The organism is Flavobacterium caseinilyticum (assembly GCF_004349085.1).
Lineage (GTDB): Bacteria > Bacteroidota > Bacteroidia > Flavobacteriales > Flavobacteriaceae > Flavobacterium > Flavobacterium caseinilyticum.
This window is the reverse complement of sequence record NZ_SMFM01000005.1, coordinates 111003-132955: the sequence shown is the minus strand read 5'-3', so window position 1 is coordinate 132955 and position 21953 is coordinate 111003. Positions and strand designations below refer to the sequence as shown.

Genomic DNA, 21953 nt, shown 5'->3' with positions numbered 1-21953 from the left:
AATTATAGTTTTTAATATTTAATCAGCAATCTTAGTAACTGTTCCTCTTTGTTTAGCATCAGAACCTACCATTCCAAACTCAAAGGTATATGAATTTTTTGAGGTTGTCATGATCTTCATACCAATTGCTTTTTCCTCAGCCATATTTTTAGGATGAATTTTTTGCAATACATATTCACAATCGTTTACCCATCGTATCGAAGCGGTATCTGTTTTTCCCTCAAAAGTTTCGATTTCAATACTGTCATTGCGTTCAAAAACAGTTGTTTTCTTGACACCGTCAACTTCATATTCAAATTTGAATTTACCGGTTTTAAAATCCTTGCAATTGCGGTCCGCATCATAGCAAGACATTAGCAGCAGTAGTGGGAGGAGGAACATTATTTTTTTCATTTTTAATTTATTTTATTTTTTGGGACCTAATCCAGCTGTACGTTGCAACTCACAAGTCTAAAATCTTTTTTTCTAATGACAAAAAAGGAGCTTCCTTTGGTCGATCTTTTTAGTCAAGAAAAAATAGCTTTAAACCTTGCGGGTTTTCACTTCCATCTGGGGTAAGGGATTATTGTATTTTAATGTCATATTTTTCCAGAAGACCAATAATTCCTTGCGTCGAAAATTTTGCTTTTTTCATCGGATTGAATTCGGGATCAATTTTAAAATCAGTTGCTTTTGAAAAATCGGCTCCAGCTAACTGCGTATTATTAAAAATAGCACCATCCAAATTACTGTTGTCAAAAACGGAACTCGTAAGATTGGTCCCAACAAAACTTACTTCTTTTAAAGAACAGGAATTGAATTTTGTCTTCGGCATTTTTTTGTTGGCAAACGAAGAATAATCTAAAACACAATCCTGAAAACTGACGTTAAACAAGAAATCTTCGCATTCTTCAAACTGAATACCCAGCAATTTACAGTTTTTGAATTGTACCCCTTTCAAGCTTGTTCCCGATAATTTGGTCATGGCCAAATTACAATCAATAAACTCGCAATCCATAAAACTGCTATAAGAGAAATCACTATTCGATAAATCACAGTTTTTAAAAACGCAGTCCTCAAATTCTCGATTGTTTACTTTTTTATCGACATAAACGATTTTTTCAAATGTTTTTTGAACGTGAATTAGATTTTCCATCAGTCGTTAAATAAGCTTTTCATAATTGTTTTTAACCCCAAAAACATCAAATACATTGCAGCAAGACAAGCAATGACTCCAACTGCCAACACTGCATAATGCCATATGTTTTGCTTATTCATAAACGCGTTATGAATCACGACCGGACCTAAAAAAAGCAGCGGTAATGCACCTGCCATGTATTTGATACCTTTTGATAATAGTTCTTTATTTGCCATTTATTTAAAAAGAGATTCGCATACCAATTCCGTTTTGATTGGTAATAACATTAATTTTTTCGACATTAAAACCGGTTTTATTGATCAATAATGATTCATTGTATCCGTCAATTGCCTTCTTTATTTTTTTTGAATGGCCAATTAGAACCGGAATAGCTATAATTGTAGAGGCCAGTCCAATGTAAGTTATTGCGGTAGGGTATATTTTATCTTGTGTGATGCCTGTTACCAAATCAGCTCCTAAAAGTCCTACTCCAAATCCCAGAAGGAATCCTCCAGCTGCAGCTTTCGTTCTCCCCTGATTATATTGTGCTAGAAGTTCGGGCTGTGCAGCCAGTATTTCTTTTACAGCGGCGTTTGAAAGTTTTTGGTTGTTGGAATCATATATTTTCCCGCCTGATTTCAAAGTTAATTGTTGCGAAAATGATACTGCAGAAAATAATAAAAATACAACGAGTAAAGTTTTTGATTTCATATAATTGTTTTATCTGAATGTTTTTTTGTAAAATTAATAAAGCGATTTACTAAAAAATGTAATTATCAATTGCTTTTCTCACACTCCCATGTTCTTTTAATAAATCAGAAGCTTGTTCATAGGTAACTGGAATTTCACTCATAATCATTTTCACGCCTCGATCCACGAGTTTGCTGTTGCTGAGTTGCATGTCTACCATTTTGTTGCCTTTCACTTTTCCCAGTTGAATCATGGTTGCGGTTGAGATCATGTTGAGTACCAGTTTCTGTGCTGTTCCGGCTTTCATGCGGGAACTTCCCGTTACAAATTCAGGTCCTACAACTACTTCAATAGGGAATTTTGCCGTTTGCGAAAGCGGACTTCCTGCATTACAAGAAATACTTCCTGTGCTAATATTATTTTCGTTACAAGATTGTAATCCTCCAATAACATAAGGTGTTGTTCCTGAAGCTGCTATTCCTATAACAACATCATTTTCATTTACATCAAAAGCTTTCAAGTCTATCCAGGCTTGTGTTGCGTTGTCTTCGGCATTTTCTACTGCTTTACGAATTGCGGTGTCGCCACCTGCAATAATCCCGATTACTAAATCGAAAGGTACACCAAATGTTGGTGGACATTCCGAAGCATCAAGTATTCCAATACGTCCTGATGTTCCTGCGCCAATGTAGAATAATCGTCCGCCGAGTTTCATTTTGGCAACGATTTCAGTCACTAAAGTTTCTATTTGCGGCAACGCTTTTTCTACGGCAAGCGGTACGGTTTTGTCTTCTTGATTGATATTAGATAACAATTCTTGAACCGACATTTTTTCTAAATGTTCGTATTTTGAGGATTGTTCGGTAGTTTTTGTGAAGGTCATTTTTCGTATAATTGGACAAGTCCAAAATTAACCTTTTTTATCACAATCTCGAAATTTTCTATTTTTAGTTTCAGGTTTTTCACTGTCTATTTTCTTTAAATTTGACATGTATTGATTTACTTTTTTCAGTTTTTAATTTCTCATGTGGAGAAAGGGTATTGAATCTTTGTTAGATGAACTAAAATATTATATTTGTTAAATATTAAAAAATAAATGGATAGAATAATCTTATTGCAAGGGATTGCACGGATTTCAGTTTTTGTGTCTTTATTGATGGCATTTTTTTTACTGACTGTTAAAACTGAAAATAAATTGGCCAACCGTTTATTTGCCTGGTTTTTTATTGTTTCGGCTATTGATCTTAGTGGTTTTTTTGTTACCGATTATATTCAGGATTATCTTGATTTGTTGATTTTTAGATGGACAATCTGTTTGCTGGCAATGCCCTTATTTTATCTTTATGTATTATCAGTTTGTTATTCTGATTTTAAATTAAAGTGGAAGCATTTAGTGCATTTACTACCTATTGTACTAGTTAATTTAGTTTTTCTTCCAAGACTTTATTTAGCCAGTGATGCAGATATGAAACTCTTATCCGGAGATCTTGATCATATGCCTGAAATATACTTAATCCAGATTTTAATTGAATTTCAATATGTGTTTTATATTATTGGCGCATTTTTAATTTTGAAGAAATACAGAGAAATTTATCTGGAGAACTATACCAATCCAAGTACTTCGACATACAAGTATCTTTTTCAGATGACTACTGTTTTTCTAATCGCGCACTGTTTGGTTGCATTAAAAAACCTCTTACGGTATACCGAATACAGACAAATGTTTCTTTGGTTAAATGTAGTTGTAGGAAGTGTAGCTTTATTTATTACCTGTTGGTTAGTAATGAAAGCATTGAATCATCCGGAACTTTTTAGAGGCGTTAATTCTAAATTACAATTGGCAAAAGATATTTTGCCTGCAGTAGAAGAAAAAACTGAATCTAAAGATGTTCAAGATGATGCTATTTCCAGTCAAATTTCGACATTAAAAAAATATATGGCTGAGAAAGAGCCTTTTCTTGATCCATCGCTTACCATTCAGGAGCTTGCCAATCAAATTGATATTCCGGTTCGGGATTTATCGGTTTTGATTAATCATCATATGGATCAGCACTTTTTTGATTTTGTCAATGAATATCGTATTCAAAAAGCGATGGGTATTTTGAAAGATCAGTCTAGAAGTCAGCTTACCGTTCTGGAAATTTTATACGAAGTTGGTTTTAACTCCAAATCTTCTTTTAATACCTCTTTTAAAAAACACACTAATTTGACGCCGACAGCTTACAGAAACGCCTTATAATAAGTGGCTTGTAAAAAGTCGTACTTCATACCTGATATAGTCGAACTGATTTTCTGAATAGAAATTGGTTCGACTTTTTTTTGTCGGTCGAATTCTGAAAATTTCTAAGGCAACTTTGCTTCAAATTAATCTAAACAAGTTTTAAAATTAGAAATCATGAAAAAAGCAAATCTCCTTATCTTTTTATTATTGCCTTTATTTTGTTTAGCACAAGCATCATTTAAATTAAAAGGAAAAATAGCAAGCGAAACAATTCCATTAGAATGGGCAGATGTTTCCATATCCAATTCAGAAGGAAAAATTATAGACGGTTCAACCTCTAAACAAAATGGAAGTTTTGAAATCAATCTTAAAAAAGGATCTTATAAAATTGGAATCACCCTATTAAAATTTACAGATTATGAAAAAGAGTTTACAATAGAAAATGATACTGATTTAGGAACAATCATTTTAAAAGAAAGCGCAACCAATTTAAAGGAGGTTATCGTTCAATTTAAAAAGAAAACAATCGAACAGAGAACGGATCGTTTGGTTTACAATCTTGAAAACAATGTTACAACCGTTGGCGGAGATGCTTTAAGCGCCATTAATACGGCTCCCGGAGTTGTCGTTCAGAATAATACAATTAATATATTAGGGAAAGGAACTTCCCGCGTTATGATAGAGGGACGAATGATTGAATTAGTAGGTGAGGAACTGAATAATTTTCTGAAATCAATTTCGGCTGGTGATATTAAAAATATTGAAATTATCAGCAATCCGCCGGCAAAATATGATGCCGAAGGAACTGGTGGATTGATTAATATTATTATGAAAAAAGGAGTTCGTGATTCCTGGAAAAACACGACTACAGTTTCTTATGATCAAAATAAATATAGTGTTTATACTTTAAGAGATAACTTTTTTTACAATAAAAACAAGTTTAGATTTTCTGCGAGCATTAATGCGAAAATAGGTTATTTGAATGCTACAGATGATTTAAAAATGTATTTTCCTGATGGACTTTCCCATATGAAAAGTGTGACAAAGGTAAAAACTGAAAATCTTTCCGGTAAATTGGCTTTAGATTATGATCTTTCAGAACACACTACTATTGGATTTCAATATTTAAACGATAGAAATAACCCTGATTTTAAATCGGACATTAGAATTGAGGATTACAATACTCAAAATGAATTGGATAATGTTACACTGAACAATAGCTTCACTGATAAAGGATCAAAAAATCAAACGTATAATGCACATTTGATTACCAAACTAGATTCCTTAAAAAGGAAGTTATCTGTTGATGTGGATTATTTTAATTACAGTTCAAAATTCGATAGAAATTTTGTCGCTAATAATTTTACGCCAGATATGATATTTGTTGATATAAATCAGTCGGGAAGAAACATTTCGAATCAGGATATTGACAATTGGAGTTTTAAGGCAGATATGGAACATCCGCTTCAAGCGATGAATTTGTCTTATGGCGCAAAAATGAGTTTTACAAATAGTGTAAGTGATGTACTTTATTTTAATACAATTACAGGAACTCCGGAATTAGATTCTAACCAATCCAACCGATTTATATACACTGAAAACAATCAGGCAGTTTATGTAAATGCGGATAAAAAACTCAATGAAAAATGGAATTTCCAAATGGGATTAAGATTGGAGAACACTCAAACAAATGGATTTTCTGAAAATTTAAATCAGGAAACAGAAAATAATTATTTGAAATTATTCCCAACGTTTTATGCTTCTTATAAGAAAAACGAAAACAATACTTTTAGTTTGAATTATGGAAAAAGAATCAACAGACCACGTTTTGACTTATTGAATCCGTTCAGAATTTACATCAACAGCAATAGTTATTCCGAAGGAAATCCGTTTTTAAGACCTTCATTTAGTGATAATTTTGAATTGGCACATTCTTATAAAGAAATTTTGAGAACAAGTGTTTTTGTCAATGCAATTACAAACGGTTATGGCGTTTTGTTTACTTCAAACCCGGAAACCAATACACAGATTATAACCCGTGAGAATTATTTTAAAAACTTAAATTATGGAATAGGGGAAAGTTACTCAGCAAGTTTTGCAGATTGGTGGTCTAGTGAAAATTCATTGTACCTTTTGGGAGCAAAAACAGAATTTATTAAAGATATCAATGCCACACCATCAAACAGTTTACAAATTGATTTGTCGACAAATAATACTTTTTTATTAGGTAAAACAACAAAATTGCAAATCGATTTTATGTACACAACGCCTTTTAAATCCGGTTTATATGAAGTAGGATATACCTCGAGTTTTGACATTGGTTTCACACAGGATTTGTTTAATAAAACCTTGCAGATTGCATTTTTGGTAAATGATATTTTTAATACATCTTATTTAAAAGATTTTACTTCAGTTATAAACGGTGTAAAACAGGTATATGACCAGAAAGAAAGTAATCGATTTGTACGTTTATCTGTGGTTTATAATTTTGGAAACAAAAAGATCAATGTACAGCAGCGTGATTTTGGAAATAAGGAGGAGAATAAAAGAACAGGAGGTAATTAGAAAATTGAAAGTTAAGAAACAGAAATCTCTTTATTTCTGTTTCTTAGCTTTATAAATTTATATAAAATATGCCAACGCAATTCCTATCACTATCATCGAAACTTTGGCAATATTGAACTTGTGTCCTTCGCTGCTTTCGAAAATAATGGTGGATGAAATATGAAATAATATTCCTATTACAATGGCGGTGATTTCAGTATAATACACGTTTAATACTGGCAAATAATCAGATAAAATGGTACCAAGCGGTGTCATGACTGCAAAGGTAATCATGAAAATAAAAATGGCTTTTTTGTTCAGACCGGCATTGATAAAAAAGGTGGTCAGGATTATGGCAATGGGTAAATGATGGATAGCAATTCCGATTGCTAAATCATGGTGATGACTCACTGGAAATCCTTCCAAGAATGCATGAATACATAAACTGATGAATAGCAACCACGGTATTTGGGTCATTGTGGGATGCCCGTGAACATGCCCGTGTTCAGCTCCTTTTGAAAAAAATTCCAATATGATTTGGAATAATATCCCCAGCATGATGAATAGTCCAATGTTTGGGTTTGCATTTTCATAAATTTCAGGTAATAAATGCATTACCGTTAAAGAAAGTAAAAAAGAACCACTGAAAGCCAATAGCAATTTTAGGTTGATTTTGTTCTTTGGTCGTATAATCAATGCGACAATATATCCGATGATTACGGATAGTAATGGTAAAAGGTAATTCATGTTTCTTGCTTAACCGTTTATTTTTATTCGTTCAACCGTTAATCTGCTTGACGGTTTATTTGTTTTTTCGATTAACCCTTTAAACGATTAACCGACTAACCCAACAATTATTTAAAAATCATGATTAGTCGTTCACTTTCTGTTTTATGGAATTTTTTTAATTTGTAGTCGCCAAAAATATCCAGTAGATAAATTCCGGCTTCTTCCATTAATTCCTCAAAATCTTTTAAAGTAAGCGCTTTTACTTTTTCGGTGAAATGAAATTTTTGACCTTTGTCTTCAAAGTCAATTTCTTTGTAAATATGACCGTCTTTCAGATAGCGTTTGATATTAAAATTGATTCCTTCGACCGTTTTTGTCTCTTCCGGAATCAGCGTTTCGAGTACTTGGGGAACATTCATGAAGTCAATCACGGCAAAACCATACTCTGAAAGGCTTTCTTTGATGGCTTTTAATGTTGTCAAGTTGTCTTCGTCATTTTCGAAATAACCAAAGCTGGTAAATAAATTGAAAATAGCATCGAATTTTTCTTCAAAAGGTTCACGCATATCGTGTACTTTAAAATGAAGGGTTTCATTGGTATTTTTAGTAGCTTCAGAAATGCTGTTTTCGGATAAATCTGCTCCTAGAACCGTAAAACCTAATTGGTTCAAATAAATAGAATGACGGCCTTTACCACAGGCTAAATCCAGTACTGTTGCGTTTTCAGGAAGATTTAAATAATGGGTAAGATTATCCATGAAAACCTGAGCTTCTCTGTAGTTTCTGTCTTTGTATAGGATGTGATAATACGGAGTGTCAAACCAGGAAGTGTACCACTTTTCAGTTGATTCCGGTTGATTTTCAATTGGTGGATTTTGTGCTGCAGACATTTATTCTTTTTCAATTAATTCGATTGATGCAAATTTAGTGTATTTTTGCCGAATATAACGATAACAATTCTCCCTTTAGGGGTTAGAGTGGGCAAATGGAAAATAATTATAAAATGATTGCCAAAACCTTTTTTGGTTTTGAAGAAATACTAGCAAAAGAACTGCAAAACCTTGGCGCACAAAACGTGGAGCAAGGGGTAAGAATGGTAAGTTTTAAAGGAGATAAAGGCTTCATGTACAAGGCAAACCTATCTTTGCGTACAGCATTGAAAATCCTGAAACCTATTTATTTTTTTAAGGCAAATAACGAACAGGCTTTATACAAAGGAATTTCGAGCATGAACTGGTCTAAATTACTGAATGCCAATCAGACTTTTGTGATTGATACAACGGTGCATTCGGAATATTTTAATCACTCGGAATTTGTTTCCCAAAAATGTAAAGATGCGATTGTCGATCAGTTTAGAGAAAGAACCGGACAACGACCAAGTATTGATAAAGTACATCCTGATTTAAGAATCAACATCCATATCGATAAAGACCAGGTTTCAGTTGCATTAGATACTTCAGGAAATGCATTGAACCAACGTGGGTACAGGACTGCTACGAATATTGCTCCTATAAATGAGGTTTTGGCAGCGGGAATTTTATTGCTTTCCGGTTGGGACGGACAAACGGATTTCTTGGATCCAATGTGTGGTTCTGGAACATTCTTAGCCGAAGCAGCGATGATTGCCTGTAATATTCCAGCGAATATTAACCGTAAAGAATTTGCATTCGAAAAATGGAACGATTGGGACAATGAGTTGTTTGATAATATTTCAGACAGTTTATTGAAACGCGTTCGTGAGTTTCATTACACGATAAAAGGCTATGATAAAGCACCAAGTGCGGTTCAAAAAGCCAAAGACAATATCAAAAACGCCAACCTTGAAGAGTATATTTCTATCGAAGAAAAGAACTTTTTTGATACTGAAAAAACTTCAGAAGGGAAACTGCATATTGTTTTCAACCCGCCTTATGATGAGCGTTTGGATATTCACATGGAAGAATTCTATAAAAATATTGGTGATACGTTAAAGAAAAATTATCCGGGTACAAATGCCTGGATGATTACAGCAAACTTGGAAGCATTGAAATATGTTGGACTTAAACCTTCGAGAAAAATCAAACTTTTTAATGCTGGCTTAGAAGCTCGTTTGGTAAAATACGAAATGTACGAAGGAAGTAAAAGAACAAAGTTTCAGGTTGTTCAGGATTCAGAGACTACGGATAAGACATCAGAAGATAATCAAGGGTAATCAGGTAAAAATTCATAATTCATAACTCACAATTCATAATTTATTATGACCAAATTACAAATACGAGCATTTATATATCAACTGGGATGTTTTGCAATATTATTTATTTCCGCAAGGTATCTTGTAGAACAGTACACTAATTTAACCGGATTTTGGATTCCGTTAACCGCATTTGTGATCGGAACACTTTTATCCCCAAAATTTCATGCAATAAAAACCAAAGATGGAGAGAAATTATTCATGAAATGGATTTTCATGAAAGGAATTAAAGAAATAGGATAGTTTATCAATTACGAATTACGAGTTAAATACTGACCGCTAATTTGCTAATTTTTACCAAAAATAAAAATTAGCAAATTGGCGGTTATTTTTTGTCTGCTTTTTTTGAAATGGATTTTTATAAAAGGAATTAAATAAGTAGGATATTTTATAAAGTACGAATTACGATTTAAAATATGGACTGCTAATTTGCTGATTTTTCCTAAATAAAAATTAGCGAATTGGTGGTAATTTTTTCTCTACTTTTTAGGAGCAATTTTCTTCTTATAAATAGGAACAAAATAAGTCACCGTATAATTGAAACCTACTCCAAAATCGCCATCGTAAGTCCTGTTAAATCCTGGAATATATAAGTTGGAGAAATTCTCCGGCTGCTTGTTGGTCACTAATAGCTTTAGCTGCAGACCAAATCCCACGAAGATATTATCAAGTACTTCGACTTTGAGTCCGGCAACTACTTCAACCCAGCTGGCATTTAATCCACTGAATTTTTCACCGGAAACAATTACGGGCACTTCTCCAAAATATGGATTGGAATTATAAATCTTGTAATTGTTTAATTCCTGATTAAAAGTACTGAAACCGTAACGCATTCCTATAGATATAATGTTTTCCATATCCAGCCAGTTTTCGTAGGCATTATAATCAAAACCAGCTTTTAAATAAGAACCTTTTGTCGTAAAATTAACGCGATCATCAGCGGTGGTTTTGTTTTCGTTGCCTATTTCTGCAGCGAGATAGTATTTTTTAGTCAATCGATAATCTCCCACAAACTCAATTCCTTTATAATCCTTGTCATAAAGAGCACGTGTCAGTTTGTATAAATCTACTCCTACACGCACGCCGTAGCGCTCCGTCGTTGAGGAAATCGAATCGTTGTTTGTTTTTACCGGACTCAAATCAACTAAAGGCAAAGGTGCTTCAGGTGTCTTGTCCTCTGTTTTGGTGGGTTGTTTAATACTTTTTACAGGAGTCGTCTCCTGAGCCTGTACAAAAGCAAGAGACAATAGGAGACAAATGCTAAAAAAAGATCTTAATGTGTGTTTCATTTTCGTTTTCGATGTTACTATTTTCAACCGATATAAATTTTATCCATTTTTGGTCTACAGCAGCACCATCGGAATGTATATAAGGGTTGATAGGATCTAATGAAAAAACAGTTTTGTACCCGCACGCTCTGGATACAAAGAGTTCTTTTGTTAGATAATCAAATTTGATGATATCTTCATTAACTAAAGCTGGATTAGGATTTCCTGAATTCAGCGTCAAACTATAACTGGTACTATTTTCATTTGTTTTTAATGGAGTTGAAATTTTGCTTCCGTTGGCTATCATACTCCCATTAAAAAGAATTCCATCGGTCATTCCTGCGCCAACTACTTTTAAATTTGTAACGCTTTTCAAAACGGAAGGATTGTCGAAATCATAAAACTCGATTACTAATCGCGGCGTTGTGGGAGTATTTGCATCGCAAATATCATCTTTTTCACAACCGGAGAAAGTGAAAGCAAAAAACAATAACAATAAAAATGTCTTTTTCATATAATAATATTCAGTGTTCAGTGTTCAGTTTTTAGTATTCAGTACTATACGCGCTGAATACTAAAAACAGCACACCGACTACTATTTTCTTCTTTCCAAAAGTACAACATTTTCCACGTGATGCGTTTGCGGAAACATATCTACGGGACGCACACGTGTTACTTTGTATTTATCGTCCATTAAAGCTAAATCACGCGCCTGTGTCGCTGAATTACAACTTACATAAACCACTTTTTCGGGAGCAATTTTCATAATTTGTTCGATTACATCTTTGTGCATTCCGTCTCGTGGTGGATCTGTAATAATCACATCAGGATGACCGTGTTGAGCGATAAAATCATCATTAAATACCACTTTCATATCTCCTACAAAGAACTCACAATTGGTAATTTCATTGCGTACCGCATTAGCTTTGGCGTCTTTAATCGCATCAGGAACACTTTCTACACCAATTACTTTTTTTGCTTTTTTAGAAACAAATTGCGCAATCGTCCCAGTTCCAGTATATAAATCATAAACAATTTCATTTCCTGTTAATCCAGCAAAATCGCGTGTTATTTTGTACAATTCATACGCTTGATCCGAATTGGTTTGGTAAAAAGATTTTGCATTAATGCTGAATTTTAAACCTTCCATTTCTTCCAAAATGTAATCACGACCTTTGTATAATTTAATATCAGTATCGTATAAAGTATCGTTGGCTTTATTGTTCACTACGTATTGGAGCGAAGTAATTTGCGGAAATTTCTCGTAAAGGTGATTTAGGATTAATTCTCTGTTGGCTTTGTCATTTTCAAAAAACTGAATCAAAACCATGATTTCACCAGTCGAAGCCGTACGCAACATCAAAGTTCTCAATAAGCCTTCATGCGCTCTTGGATTAAAGAAAGTCAGTCCATTTGCATTAGCAAAATCTCTCACTTCGTTTCTAATGGCATTCGATGGATCCTCCTGCAAATGACATTTGTTAATATCCAGAATTTTATCCCACATTTTCGGGATGTGAAAACCAAGCGCGTTTCTGTTTCCTAAATCTTCGGTGCTGTCAATTTCCGCTTCAGTCAACCAACGGCTGTTCGAAAACGAAAATTCCATTTTGTTTCTATAAAAAAACTGTTTTTCCGAACCTAAAATCGGTTCAAATTCGGGGATTTCTATTTTTCCAATGCGTTGCAAATGATTTTTTACCTCGTTTTGCTTGTAATACAACTGTTGGCTGTACTTCATATTCTGCCATTTACAACCGCCACAAACACCAAAATGTTCGCAAATCGGTTCTACACGATGCTCTGAATATTCGTGAAAATGAATTGCTTTTCCTTCATAATACGCTTTGCGTTTCTTGAATGTTTGCACATCAACCACATCACCGGGAACAACATTTGGGATAAAAACTACTTTACCATCCGGAGCTTTTGCTACCGAAACGCCTTTTGCACCAGCATCAAGGACTTTTATTTGATGAAAGACAACTTTGTCTGTATTTTTCTTTGCCATAGCGCAAAAATAAGCGTTTGAATGGTTTTATAAATTCAAATTAGGAAATATTTTCACTGTGATGTGTTTTTTATTTGAACTGATTCCTGCTTTGCGCTACAAATCTTAATGGCGACAAAACAGCTTTCCCCGTAATTAACCATTTAATTTCAATTAAAATATATTTTTAAAAGTAAAAAAAGAGTACTAACGGGTAAGCCACTTGTTAATTGTCAAATTATTAAAGTATAATTCCTGTTCATTGTATTAACTATTTTTAAAAGGAAAAAAAGTACAATTTTAAAAATTTCAGAATAGTGTTTTGGAAATTAAAAATATAATATTTAACTTTTTTTCTATTAAATATTATTGGCTTACTATCTATTCCGATGATAGAGTCTGCAACGATTTATGTGGAAAGTACAAACAGCTAACTGCAGAAATTATTGATTGCACTACAGTAGATAAAAATGTGAATTATGTAATCTTTTTGTTTAATTTAATAACTTTTCATTAAGATAATATTAATATATTTGTTTTTACGAAACAATTAACATAATTAATATCACTAATTAAAACTATTTAACATGAAACAATTGCAAAACATCAACACAAATTTAAAAAAGTCTTTAGCAATAGGTGCACTTTTCTTTTTTCAAACTTTTGCATGGGCGCAAGACAAAGAAGTAGATGTAAATTTGAATTTGAATGACGGAGGAAGTGATTGGTACGCAGAACCATGGCTTTTAGTCGTAGGTGCTGCAGTTTTTATAATAATTATAGTAGCTCTTTTAAGAGGTAGAAATAGCAACTAATATACAGGTACTTAATTATTAGTATCAATAGTAAAACCGGTGTAAACTGACCTTCGATAGGGTTAATTTATACCGGTTTTTTATTGCATGATATTTTAAACTATCAAAAAAACTCCCTACTTTCGGGCTTTGCGCTAGATACTATTTTCTAAAAAAAATTAATTTCTACTTAATAGTTTTTTAATTAAGTAAACTAATTCCCATAATAAAGTAACAGATACTAATATGAATATAAAATTTATTATAAATCCTTTATTAAGGTAAGTTTTATATATGCTACTTAACACAAATATTAAAATAAAATTTATTGTTATCAAAATCCATTTATTTTTCATTATTTAAGAATTTTGAAAATTTACTATTTTTTTAAAAGATTATAACATGCTATTTAGGTGTAAACATAATCTTTTAAACATAAAAAATAATACGCAATACTATTTTAAAAGTTGCAGTAATATGGTTTTTTATAAGTCATGCCGATGTTCAAAAGAAAAGGGGCATATTTACATTTATTTCTTCAATAAAGTCATAGCAATTGCTTTTTCGGCTAATGGCATCATTACTTGATATCCCGCTTTGTTGGGATGCACGCCATCATTAGAAAATTCAGATTTTAGACCTTTCCGTTCATCAGCCATTGCCGAATAATAATCGAGATACACGATGTCATTTTTTTTAGCGTAATTTTTAAGGATTTCGTTTAAAGCTGTTATTTTTTCAATTGGATCCTGATTGGGTCTCCAAGGAAAGTCGTAAGCTGGCAGTACTGAACCAAGAATTACTTTGATATCGTGTGAATTGGCGAGTTCAATCATTGAAAATATATTATCTCGAATCATTTCAGTGGTCATCGTACCTGTATTTCCAGCAATATCGTTGACTCCAGCATGAATTATAACAATATTGGGACGTAACGCGATTACATCGGCTCTGAATCGCAAGAGCATCTGCGGTGTAGTTTGTCCGCTAATGCCTCGATTAACATATGATTGTCCAATGAAAAACTCTGGATGAACGGTGCTCCAAAACTCGGTGATGGAATCACCCATAAAAACAATCCTTTTTTCTTTTTGTGCAGCGGGTTTTAGAGCTGCGTTTTCATTATGGTATCGATTTAAATTTGGCCAGTCTTCTGTATTTCCTCTTCCTTTCATAAAATTTGGTTCAAATAACGCGCAATAGATTAACTTGACTTTTTCAATTTTAAAAATTTCCTTTAGTTTTAAATTATTAATTTTTAAGTCCCACAAACCTAAAGTATTCCACATTGGAAACCTACCTAAAAAATGTAAGAGGATTTAAAATGCTTTTCAAATATTTTTTAAATTTTCGTTAAAAAAATCAGTTTCTGAAAGTTTTTTTTGATTAAATAACTAAATTTGAGAAAACAGAAAATTAAAAAATATGAAAAGAAATGCAACCGCAGTCTGGAATGGTTCACTAAAAGAAGGAGCCGGGAAACTTACCACGCAAACTACCACATTAAAGGATACACAATATTCGTTCAAATCACGTTTTGAAGAAGGAGTTGGAACAAATCCGGAAGAATTAATTGCAGCTGCTCATGCAGGCTGTTTTACAATGCAACTTTCGGCTTACATAAATGAAGAAGGTTTTGAAGTTGAAAGTATCGAAACAAAATGCGACATCGATTTTGTGGATGGAACAATTGTAACATCTCATTTAACGGTTCAAGCAAAAGTAAAAGAAATTACAGAGGATGCTTTTCAGCAATTAGTTACAAAGGCTGAGAAGAATTGCCCGGTTTCTAAAGTATTGAATGCAGCGATTTCAAGTACAGCTACTTTAGCATAAATTACAATTAGCATATAAAAAGGCTCGATTTAATTTAAATCGAGCCTTTTTATATGTTAAATAAATATTGGATTAGTCAAACAAATCGGAAGATAAATACCGATCGCCACGGTCACAAATGATAGCGACAATCACACCAGATTCTAAAGTATTTGCAATTTTGATAGCCGCTGCAACAGAACCGCCACTGCTCATTCCCGCAAAAATACCTTCCTCCAGCGCCAAACGTTTGGTCATGGCGCGTGCTTCTTTTTCAGAAACTTCAATAATAGTATCGACTTTTGAAGCATCAAAAATTTTGGGCAAGTATTCCGTAGGCCATTTTCTGATTCCTGGAATTTGAGATCCATCGCTGGGTTGTGCTCCTATGATTTGAATGGCTGGATTCATCTCTTTCAAATACGTTGAAGTTCCTATAATTGTTCCTGTAGTTCCCATAGCAGCTACAAAATGTGTGACGGAACCTTCGGTATCTTTCCAAATTTCTGGACCGGTGGATTTATAATGTGCCTTCCAGTTATCGTCATTGGCAAACTGATTTAACATGATGTAACCGCCCTCGGCCACTTTTTTATCAGCATAATCTCTGGAACCTATTATTCCTGTTGCCGCGGGTGTCAATATTACGGTTGCGCCGTATGCACGCATTGTTTGGGTGCGTTCTTTAGTAGAATCTTCAGGAAGCACCAATTCTATTTCAATGTTGAACAATTGGGCAATCATCGCCAAAGCTATTCCGGTGTTTCCGCTGGTTGCCTCAATAAGTTTATCTCCTTTTTTGATGTCTCCTCGTTCCAGCGCAGATTTAATCATGTTGTACGCTGCACGATCTTTTAGGCTACCGCCAGGATTGTTGCCTTCTAACTTCAATAAAAGTTTGACATTTCTATTTTTTATCAGATTACCGGATTCTACTAAAGGTGTATTTCCAATCAAATCCAATATTTTTTGTGATTTCATACTTTTTTTGTCTTATATTTTTGTTGTGTAATCAATGTAGATTATATTGTAATACATTAGATTTACTAAATTTTACGTGCAAAAGTTTATCTTTAAAAACAACAACAGCACTACCAAATTTATTTGTGGTTCAATGCTATTTTTATGGTATTTAAAAAGAATTGCAAAGATATTGAACTATTTTGGATTATAACTTTCCAGCACGAAGAGGATAATATATATTTTAAAAAAAAGAGAGTGCATTCTCTAATCTTATACCTATTGATTTTTTTTGCAACACATAAAATTAATTAAACTGCTATTATTCAATACCCTTTGGTTATTTATTAGTTTTGGTGAATGTGTTTTTTTAAATTAGCCAATAAATTACAACCTATGAAAAGCAATCCAACTTTTATAAGTGATATTTCCAAGAAGGAATTCCCAATTGTAGATAAAGTACCTGCTAAAAACATACGTAACCCAATATTGGCGCTTATACAAGATGATTATCCTGATTTTGATGCCGATAAATTCTTGGCGATAAGCGAACTCAATGCGTATCGGGAAAAATACATTTCAAATTATTTATTAGTAGAAATAGGGGAGTTGTCCAATCTTGAAGCTAAAGTTCTCGGTTCCTTGCAGGAAGATAAGTCGTTAGTAACTAGTGTCGAGGATGAAACAGGGGTTCGTACAGCTGGGCAAAAAGTAGCGGATAAAGTTGCAGCTTTTGGCGGAAGCTGGAAATTCATTATTATTTTCGGAGCTTTTATTATATGTTGGATTTTAGCGAATATTTTTATTCTGATGAATAAAGGTTTTGATCCCTATCCCTTTATTTTATTGAATTTAATTCTATCATGTCTTGCCGCGCTCCAAGCTCCGGTAATTATGATGAGCCAAAATCGTCAGGAGGAGAAAGACAGGGAAAGGTCTAAAAAGGATTACATGATCAATCTGAAATCAGAACTTGAAATTAGGATGCTACATGAAAAACTGGATCATTTGATCATGCATCAACAGGAAGAATTGATAGAAATCCAAAAAGTTCAAATCGAAATGATGAATGATATTTTGACTCGAATCAAATAGTATAATTTGTTTTTAAAAGAAAAAAAGGAATCAATAGTGTTTAAAAAAATAACCGGCGATCATAAAAGCTCCATTTAATATGGCTGAGCCAATGATAATTTTTTTGTAGTTCCTATCGCTGTCGATTAAATTTAAAAGCAAAATTCCCAAGAATAAAAGTGTCGTAAAAATGGCTGGATACATCTTGAAAGATCCGGATAAATCACCTTGTAAAAGCAGTACAAATCCTCTCTGAAAACCACAGCCCAAACACTCCACTCCGAAGAGTGTTTTGCTTAAACACGGAAACATATATTTCTGTAAATCCAAAGTTTTTTATTTTTACAATTTTACGAAAAAATAAGAAAACTTTTCAATAATAAATAGAGCAAGTTTAAATTCCTTACTTTTGGAATCTGATACCTAAAGAGATGAAAAATTTTATAATTCCGATAATGATTATTGCCATCACTGTTGCTTTATATCAGCAGGTAAGTGCTGAGAAAAATGTATATATAATGGTAATTGCAATTGTAGTTTTCATGATAGGAATGATGCAGTTGAGTGCCAAAACGCCAAGTAAGAATCAAGATAAAGAAGACGAAAATGTTTAATAAAGGAGATAAAGTTTCAGTGCTGGACGAGGCGATGAACGGAGTAGTATTATCGGTCAAAGATACTCAGGTTACTATAGAAACAGAGGATGGATTTATGATGACATTTTATGTCAAAGAATTACTTAAAGTAAACGATTCCAGTAATTTAATGGAGTCCATTAAAAGAATCAATGTAAGTGAAGTTACTAAAGAGAAAGAGATTCCTAAAACGCGAAATTTTGTTAAAGAGAAGAAATCAAAAAATGAAATTCCGGCTCCAGAGTTCGATTTACATATTGAAAAACTTGTGCCAAACAAACGTGGAATGTCGAATTACGATATTTTGACTTTGCAGACTGAAACGGCAAAACGACACATCGAATTTGCTATCCGCAATCGGATCCCAAAGATTGTTTTTATTCACGGTGTTGGTGAAGGGGTTCTAAAAGCAGAGCTTGATTTTTTATTGGGTCGTTATGATAATATTGCTTTTCAGGAAGGGAATTATCAAAAATACGGTCAAGGAGCAACAGAAGTTTTTATTAAGCAAAGTGCCATGTAGGTACTATTTTGTTTTTTAAGAGAGCAAAAAAAGGTCCGATTTTTAAGCAATTTTCATTTGAAAATGTACTTTAAAATCGGACCTTTTTTTAGGCATAAACAAGATATTTTTGATCACTGTTTCGGCATCTTTTTAGAGATTAATTAGTAGTCAATAATTCGCCATAAAGGTAATTATCGCCCAGAAGAAAATCACTATTTCCTTTCTTGATTTTTACTTTTTTAAGAACAATGGTATGTTTAAAACCAGTTCCAAAACTTGTGGTTGTTACTTCCACAATTCCACTTTCATTACCTACTCCGGCAACCGCAATCCATTCTTCGCTTACCACGGGTGTTGCTGGATAAGTAGCGTTACAAAAGTAGTTATCGGTTAGTAATCCTGAAAATAAGCGATAAGTAAGCTTGTTTTTAGTATTGCTGACTAATCCGGTTCTTGGAACATTCAGCGGCGTAGCTACATTAGAAATCAAAGTTGGATCTATATCGAGAATTAATGCTTCACTACTGTTCTTGTCATATATTTGTTTAGAAACACTGCATTGTTTTAGCGTTTTGTTAAACGCAAACGGTAGCGGCGTAGCCGAAATAACATAGTTTCCGAAAGGGAATGTTTCGTAAACTTGAGTTCCGTTACTTCTAACAAAAGTGATGTTTTTGAAAGTTATATTATGACTGTATCCCGTTATTTTAGTACTGTTATCAGTTGTATTTACTGTTTTTACGGCGGTAGTGTTAATTTGGATTTTTCCATTACTCCCGGTCCATTGATCGGTAACAATAGGTTGTGCCGGCGGAATACTCTCACAAAGTGTTGCAGAAGTTACCGCTCCGCTGTAAAAACGATATAGGACACGATTTGATTCATTAATGTCTAATTCTTGAGAGGTGGTTTGTGTTGGGAAAGTAACACCAGGAATTTCAAGAATAAGCGCTTCATTAGCTTTTAATTTAAAGAGCAAACCTTTTGTCTGACAACTCTGCGCGGCAACATCTTCAAAATCAATATCTTCTTGAATTAAATCTCCATCATTGCAACTGTTTAACATAAATGCAAAAACCAACAGGCTTACAACTTTTTTCATCTTTATACTATTTGAAACAAAAATAGAATTTTTAATCTGTTTCAATTGCATTCCCTTTTAAAAATAGATTAATTAACAGTATATTGGGTATTTAATTTTCAGATTGAAAGTGGAATTTAATAGATGGTGCATTATTCTATTGCTGCTTTTGGATTAATTCAAAGCGAGTAGAAATCATTATCTTTGCGCAAATTTTACCCTAAAATGAGACCCAATAACTATTATTTAGCTGCTTTTTCTGCCTTTTTTATTTGGGGTTTTTTTAGTTTAGCGTTAAAGCCTTTACATAATTATTCTTCGTTAGATATTTTATTTTACCGCGTGTTTTTTAGTGTAGCGCTGATGGTAATTATCAATGTTATTTTTCGACGAAATGTCATGTTGCAAAACTGGAATTATTTTAAAGCAATGACTCCAAAACAAAAGCGAAGTGTTATTGTTTTGACACTTGGCGGTGGCTTATTTCTATCCTCAAACTGGTTTGTTTTTATCTATGTGATGAATCATATTAGCGTAAAAGCAGCTTCGCTAGCCTATTTGATTTGCCCGATTTTAACGACTATATTAGCTTTTGTTTTATTGAAAGAACAATTGAGTAAATGGCAATGGTTCGCAGTATCGATAGGCGCTTTTAGCTGTGTTTTGTTGTCATTAAATCATTTTGAAGATATTTTTTACAGTCTTATTACGGCAGCGACTTATGCAATGTATTTAGTGAGTCAGCGAAAAAACAGTGAGTTGGATAAATTCCTTGTCTTGACCATTCAATTAGTATTTACTGCAATTATTCTGCTTCCTTTTTATCCTAAACATAGTGGAGCTTTACCAACAGAATCTTTATTCTATAGCTGTTTATTAATAATAGTTGTGTTTTTTACGATTATTCCGTTATTTTTAAACTTGTATGCTTTAAAAGGGATTAATTCATCAGCTGTAGGCATCATGATCTACATTAACCCAATTATTGGGTTTATGTTAGCACTATTTTATTTTCATGAAAAGGTGAGCACGCTTCAGTTATTTTCGTATTTCCTGATTATCATTTCGATAATTGTTTTTAATAAGAAGATTATTTTTTCTAAAAAGGCGAAAATCGTTCCAGCAGAAATTGTAATTTAAAATAATTTATAATTATAAAAAAATGAAAAAAGTATATCTCGATAACGCATCTACAACTGCTATTCGTGCCGAAGTTGTTCAAGAAATGACTAAAGTATTGACGGAAGATTATGGAAATCCATCATCTACTCATAGTCTGGGCCGTGCGGCAAAAAGTATCTTGGAGCTCTCCAGAAAATCAATTGCCAAAAACTTAAATGCTACTGCTCAAGAAATCATTTTTACTTCCTGTGGTACCGAAGCCAATAATTGGATTCTTCGTTCTGCTGTTAAGGATTTAAAGGTCGAGCGAATAATTACCAGTAAAATTGAACATCATGCGGTTTTGTATACGGCTTTGGTCTTGGAAAAAGAATATGGCATTCAGATTGATTATGTCGCGGTAAAACCAAATGGTGAAATTGATATCACGGATTTAGTAGAGTTGCTTTCACAGCAAAAGAAGACATTGGTCAGCCTGATGCATGTGAATAATGAAATTGGAACTGTTTTAGATTTAGAACGAATAGGCCGTATTTGCCAAGAGCATAATGCACTTTTTCATTCAGATACTGTACAATCTATTGGAAAGACAATAATTGATTTGCAAAAATTACCAGTTGATTTTATTGTGGCTAGTGCGCATAAATTTCACGGACCAAAAGGTAGTGGTTTTGCTTTTATTCGAAAAAATTCTGGTTTACAGCCATTGTTTTTTGGTGGCGAACAAGAGAAAGGATTGCGAGCCGGAACGGAAGCTTTACATCAAATTGCCGGAATGGCAAAAGCATTGGAAATTTCGCAACATAATTTAGAAGCGGAGCGGAATTATATTTCAGAATTAAAAAACTATCTTATAACTAAACTTGAAATTGAATTTCCAGCTTTTGAAATCAATGGTAGTAAAGATGGATTTTACACGGTTTTAAATTTTATTCTACCTTTTTCAGAGGATAAAACAGCGATGATTTTATTCCATTTGGACATGAAAGGAATTGCCGTTTCCCGCGGTAGCGCCTGTCAATCAGGAAGTATTAAACCGTCACATGTTTTAGCCGAAATGCTTTCCAATGACGATTTAAAAAAACCAAGTTTACGGGTATCGTTCAGCCATTACAACACAAAAGAAGATATTGATATACTCATAAATGCTCTGAAAACGATTTAAGAAATATATTTTA

The 21953-nt window shown here is 33.3% G+C and carries 25 protein-coding genes; 11 read left to right on the top strand and 14 right to left on the bottom strand.

Translation table 11 applies throughout. The features are described from left to right. Window positions 1-18 precede the first annotated feature (18 nt). The 5 genes from E0F89_RS11635 to murQ all read right to left on the bottom strand — a co-directional run bounded on the left by E0F89_RS11635 (window position 19) and on the right by murQ (window position 2690). Window positions 19-393: a DNA topoisomerase IV gene (locus tag E0F89_RS11635; protein WP_131909947.1), complete on the bottom strand. Its 375-nt coding sequence runs from the start codon at window positions 391-393 to the stop codon at window positions 19-21. 169 nt (window positions 394-562) lie between these two features. Then, window positions 563-1135, bottom strand: coding sequence for a pentapeptide repeat-containing protein (locus E0F89_RS11630; protein WP_131909946.1), 573 nt, complete (start codon window positions 1133-1135; stop codon window positions 563-565). Then, entirely contained in the window at window positions 1135-1353 is a 219-nt protein-coding gene (locus E0F89_RS11625) for a DUF6095 family protein (protein ID WP_131909945.1), read from the bottom strand. The genes E0F89_RS11630 and E0F89_RS11625 overlap by 1 nt, the downstream gene beginning before the upstream one ends. A gap of 4 nt (window positions 1354-1357) precedes the next feature. Then, the gene (locus E0F89_RS11620; protein WP_131909944.1) at window positions 1358-1828 is read right to left on the bottom strand and encodes a hypothetical protein; all 471 of its coding nucleotides are present in this window, start codon (window positions 1826-1828) and stop codon (window positions 1358-1360) included. 49 nt (window positions 1829-1877) lie between these two features. Further along, a complete protein-coding gene (gene murQ / locus E0F89_RS11615; protein ID WP_131909943.1) occupies window positions 1878-2690 on the bottom strand; it encodes an N-acetylmuramic acid 6-phosphate etherase in 813 nt (270 codons plus the stop codon). 213 nt (window positions 2691-2903) lie between these two features. On the opposite strand from murQ, the gene E0F89_RS11610 reads away from it, so the two are divergent. After that, window positions 2904-4046 carry a helix-turn-helix domain-containing protein gene (locus E0F89_RS11610; protein WP_131909942.1) on the top strand — a complete coding sequence of 381 codons (1143 nt, stop codon included), beginning with the start codon at window positions 2904-2906 and terminating at the stop codon, window positions 4044-4046. 156 nt (window positions 4047-4202) lie between these two features. Then, a complete protein-coding gene (locus tag E0F89_RS11605; protein WP_131909941.1) occupies window positions 4203-6593 on the top strand; it encodes an outer membrane beta-barrel family protein in 2391 nt (796 codons plus the stop codon). Between the two features lie 57 nt (window positions 6594-6650). Here the strand turns inward: E0F89_RS11605 and E0F89_RS11600 are convergent, their stop codons facing one another. Beyond that, complete coding sequence (locus E0F89_RS11600) at window positions 6651-7319, bottom strand: ZIP family metal transporter (protein WP_131909940.1); 669 nt, start codon at window positions 7317-7319, stop codon at window positions 6651-6653. 107 nt (window positions 7320-7426) lie between these two features. Then, entirely contained in the window at window positions 7427-8191 is a 765-nt protein-coding gene (locus E0F89_RS11595) for a class I SAM-dependent methyltransferase (protein ID WP_131909939.1), read from the bottom strand. A 95-nt stretch (window positions 8192-8286) separates the two neighbouring features. Between E0F89_RS11595 and E0F89_RS11590 the strand changes: the two genes are divergently transcribed. After that, a complete protein-coding gene (locus tag E0F89_RS11590; protein WP_131909938.1) occupies window positions 8287-9492 on the top strand; it encodes a THUMP domain-containing class I SAM-dependent RNA methyltransferase in 1206 nt (401 codons plus the stop codon). A gap of 45 nt (window positions 9493-9537) precedes the next feature. Beyond that, the gene (locus E0F89_RS11585) at window positions 9538-9774 is read left to right on the top strand and encodes a hypothetical protein (RefSeq protein ID WP_131909937.1); all 237 of its coding nucleotides are present in this window, start codon (window positions 9538-9540) and stop codon (window positions 9772-9774) included. A 236-nt stretch (window positions 9775-10010) separates the two neighbouring features. On the opposite strand, the gene E0F89_RS11580 is transcribed toward E0F89_RS11585, so the two are convergent. From E0F89_RS11580 to rlmD, 3 genes are all read right to left on the bottom strand, one after another. After that, window positions 10011-10820, bottom strand: coding sequence for a DUF6048 family protein (locus E0F89_RS11580; RefSeq protein ID WP_131909936.1), 810 nt, complete (start codon window positions 10818-10820; stop codon window positions 10011-10013). Then, window positions 10792-11313 carry a DUF6452 family protein gene (locus tag E0F89_RS11575; protein WP_131909935.1) on the bottom strand — a complete coding sequence of 174 codons (522 nt, stop codon included), beginning with the start codon at window positions 11311-11313 and terminating at the stop codon, window positions 10792-10794. Before E0F89_RS11575 ends, E0F89_RS11580 begins: the two co-directional genes overlap by 29 nt. Window positions 11314-11394: 81 nt before the next feature. Beyond that, window positions 11395-12810: a 23S rRNA (uracil(1939)-C(5))-methyltransferase RlmD gene (gene rlmD / locus E0F89_RS11570; protein WP_131909934.1), complete on the bottom strand. Its 1416-nt coding sequence runs from the start codon at window positions 12808-12810 to the stop codon at window positions 11395-11397. 566 nt (window positions 12811-13376) lie between these two features. Here rlmD and E0F89_RS11565 point away from each other — a divergent pair. Beyond that, window positions 13377-13604, top strand: coding sequence for a hypothetical protein (locus E0F89_RS11565; RefSeq protein ID WP_131909933.1), 228 nt, complete (start codon window positions 13377-13379; stop codon window positions 13602-13604). A 509-nt stretch (window positions 13605-14113) separates the two neighbouring features. Here the strand turns inward: E0F89_RS11565 and E0F89_RS11560 are convergent. Next, entirely contained in the window at window positions 14114-14758 is a 645-nt protein-coding gene (locus E0F89_RS11560; protein WP_131909932.1) for an SGNH/GDSL hydrolase family protein, read from the bottom strand. 250 nt (window positions 14759-15008) lie between these two features. On the opposite strand from E0F89_RS11560, the gene E0F89_RS11555 reads away from it, so the two are divergent. Continuing rightward, window positions 15009-15419: an OsmC family peroxiredoxin gene (locus E0F89_RS11555; protein ID WP_131909931.1), complete on the top strand. Its 411-nt coding sequence runs from the start codon at window positions 15009-15011 to the stop codon at window positions 15417-15419. 72 nt (window positions 15420-15491) lie between these two features. Here the strand turns inward: E0F89_RS11555 and cysM are convergent, their stop codons facing one another. Continuing rightward, window positions 15492-16379, bottom strand: a complete 888-nt coding sequence (gene cysM, locus E0F89_RS11550) for a cysteine synthase CysM (protein ID WP_131909930.1) — start codon at window positions 16377-16379, stop codon at window positions 15492-15494. Between the two features lie 375 nt (window positions 16380-16754). Between cysM and E0F89_RS11545 the strand changes: the two genes are divergently transcribed. Then, on the top strand, window positions 16755-17453 hold the full coding sequence (locus E0F89_RS11545; protein WP_131909929.1) for a DUF1003 domain-containing protein: 699 nt from the start codon (window positions 16755-16757) through the stop codon (window positions 17451-17453). 30 nt (window positions 17454-17483) lie between these two features. Here the strand turns inward: E0F89_RS11545 and E0F89_RS11540 are convergent, their stop codons facing one another. Next, window positions 17484-17744: a DUF2752 domain-containing protein gene (locus tag E0F89_RS11540; RefSeq protein WP_243699516.1), complete on the bottom strand. Its 261-nt coding sequence runs from the start codon at window positions 17742-17744 to the stop codon at window positions 17484-17486. Between the two features lie 119 nt (window positions 17745-17863). Here E0F89_RS11540 and E0F89_RS11535 point away from each other — a divergent pair, with 119 nt between their 5' ends. Together E0F89_RS11535 and E0F89_RS11530 are read left to right on the top strand one after the other, a co-directional pair. Beyond that, window positions 17864-18046, top strand: a complete 183-nt coding sequence (locus tag E0F89_RS11535; RefSeq protein WP_131909927.1) for a hypothetical protein — start codon at window positions 17864-17866, stop codon at window positions 18044-18046. Continuing rightward, a complete protein-coding gene (locus E0F89_RS11530) occupies window positions 18039-18590 on the top strand; it encodes a Smr/MutS family protein (protein WP_131909926.1) in 552 nt (183 codons plus the stop codon). The genes E0F89_RS11535 and E0F89_RS11530 overlap by 8 nt, the downstream gene beginning before the upstream one ends. 139 nt (window positions 18591-18729) lie before the next feature. On the opposite strand, the gene E0F89_RS11525 is transcribed toward E0F89_RS11530, so the two are convergent. After that, on the bottom strand, window positions 18730-19674 hold the full coding sequence (locus E0F89_RS11525; RefSeq protein ID WP_131909925.1) for a hypothetical protein: 945 nt from the start codon (window positions 19672-19674) through the stop codon (window positions 18730-18732). Window positions 19675-19878: 204 nt separating this feature from the next. Here E0F89_RS11525 and E0F89_RS11520 point away from each other — a divergent pair, with 204 nt between their 5' ends. Both E0F89_RS11520 and E0F89_RS11515 read left to right on the top strand, forming a co-directional pair. Further along, entirely contained in the window at window positions 19879-20793 is a 915-nt protein-coding gene (locus E0F89_RS11520; protein ID WP_131909924.1) for an EamA family transporter, read from the top strand. Window positions 20794-20815: 22 nt separating this feature from the next. After that, window positions 20816-21940 carry a cysteine desulfurase family protein gene (locus E0F89_RS11515; RefSeq protein ID WP_131909923.1) on the top strand — a complete coding sequence of 375 codons (1125 nt, stop codon included), beginning with the start codon at window positions 20816-20818 and terminating at the stop codon, window positions 21938-21940. The last annotated feature ends 13 nt before the right edge of the window (window positions 21941-21953 follow it).

What these genes read in the sequence shown, in the direction of transcription:
- E0F89_RS11540 (WP_243699516.1), bottom strand. Translation starts at nt 17,744, where the DNA reads ATGTTTCCGTGTTTAAGCAAAACACTCTTCGGAGTGGAGTGTTTGGGC.
- E0F89_RS11605 (WP_131909941.1), top strand. Translation starts at nt 4,203, where the DNA reads ATGAAAAAAGCAAATCTCCTTATCTTTTTATTATTGCCTTTATTTTGT.
- E0F89_RS11630 (WP_131909946.1), bottom strand. Translation starts at nt 1,135, where the DNA reads ATGGAAAATCTAATTCACGTTCAAAAAACATTTGAAAAAATCGTTTAT.
- E0F89_RS11595 (WP_131909939.1), bottom strand. Translation starts at nt 8,191, where the DNA reads ATGTCTGCAGCACAAAATCCACCAATTGAAAATCAACCGGAATCAACT.
- E0F89_RS11530 (WP_131909926.1), top strand. Translation starts at nt 18,039, where the DNA reads ATGTTTAATAAAGGAGATAAAGTTTCAGTGCTGGACGAGGCGATGAAC.
- E0F89_RS11525 (WP_131909925.1), bottom strand. Translation starts at nt 19,674, where the DNA reads ATGAAAAAAGTTGTAAGCCTGTTGGTTTTTGCATTTATGTTAAACAGT.
- E0F89_RS11610 (WP_131909942.1), top strand. Translation starts at nt 2,904, where the DNA reads ATGGATAGAATAATCTTATTGCAAGGGATTGCACGGATTTCAGTTTTT.
- E0F89_RS11575 (WP_131909935.1), bottom strand. Translation starts at nt 11,313, where the DNA reads ATGAAAAAGACATTTTTATTGTTATTGTTTTTTGCTTTCACTTTCTCC.
- E0F89_RS11555 (WP_131909931.1), top strand. Translation starts at nt 15,009, where the DNA reads ATGAAAAGAAATGCAACCGCAGTCTGGAATGGTTCACTAAAAGAAGGA.
- E0F89_RS11620 (WP_131909944.1), bottom strand. Translation starts at nt 1,828, where the DNA reads ATGAAATCAAAAACTTTACTCGTTGTATTTTTATTATTTTCTGCAGTA.
- E0F89_RS11545 (WP_131909929.1), top strand. Translation starts at nt 16,755, where the DNA reads ATGAAAAGCAATCCAACTTTTATAAGTGATATTTCCAAGAAGGAATTC.
- cysM (WP_131909930.1), bottom strand. Translation starts at nt 16,379, where the DNA reads ATGAAATCACAAAAAATATTGGATTTGATTGGAAATACACCTTTAGTA.
- murQ (WP_131909943.1), bottom strand. Translation starts at nt 2,690, where the DNA reads ATGACCTTCACAAAAACTACCGAACAATCCTCAAAATACGAACATTTA.
- E0F89_RS11625 (WP_131909945.1), bottom strand. Translation starts at nt 1,353, where the DNA reads ATGGCAAATAAAGAACTATTATCAAAAGGTATCAAATACATGGCAGGT.
- E0F89_RS11585 (WP_131909937.1), top strand. Translation starts at nt 9,538, where the DNA reads ATGACCAAATTACAAATACGAGCATTTATATATCAACTGGGATGTTTT.
- E0F89_RS11515 (WP_131909923.1), top strand. Translation starts at nt 20,816, where the DNA reads ATGAAAAAAGTATATCTCGATAACGCATCTACAACTGCTATTCGTGCC.
- E0F89_RS11600 (WP_131909940.1), bottom strand. Translation starts at nt 7,319, where the DNA reads ATGAATTACCTTTTACCATTACTATCCGTAATCATCGGATATATTGTC.
- E0F89_RS11565 (WP_131909933.1), top strand. Translation starts at nt 13,377, where the DNA reads ATGAAACAATTGCAAAACATCAACACAAATTTAAAAAAGTCTTTAGCA.
- rlmD (WP_131909934.1), bottom strand. Translation starts at nt 12,810, where the DNA reads ATGGCAAAGAAAAATACAGACAAAGTTGTCTTTCATCAAATAAAAGTC.
- E0F89_RS11560 (WP_131909932.1), bottom strand. Translation starts at nt 14,758, where the DNA reads ATGAAAGGAAGAGGAAATACAGAAGACTGGCCAAATTTAAATCGATAC.
- E0F89_RS11635 (WP_131909947.1), bottom strand. Translation starts at nt 393, where the DNA reads ATGAAAAAAATAATGTTCCTCCTCCCACTACTGCTGCTAATGTCTTGC.
- E0F89_RS11590 (WP_131909938.1), top strand. Translation starts at nt 8,287, where the DNA reads ATGGAAAATAATTATAAAATGATTGCCAAAACCTTTTTTGGTTTTGAA.
- E0F89_RS11580 (WP_131909936.1), bottom strand. Translation starts at nt 10,820, where the DNA reads ATGAAACACACATTAAGATCTTTTTTTAGCATTTGTCTCCTATTGTCT.
- E0F89_RS11520 (WP_131909924.1), top strand. Translation starts at nt 19,879, where the DNA reads ATGAGACCCAATAACTATTATTTAGCTGCTTTTTCTGCCTTTTTTATT.
- E0F89_RS11535 (WP_131909927.1), top strand. Translation starts at nt 17,864, where the DNA reads ATGAAAAATTTTATAATTCCGATAATGATTATTGCCATCACTGTTGCT.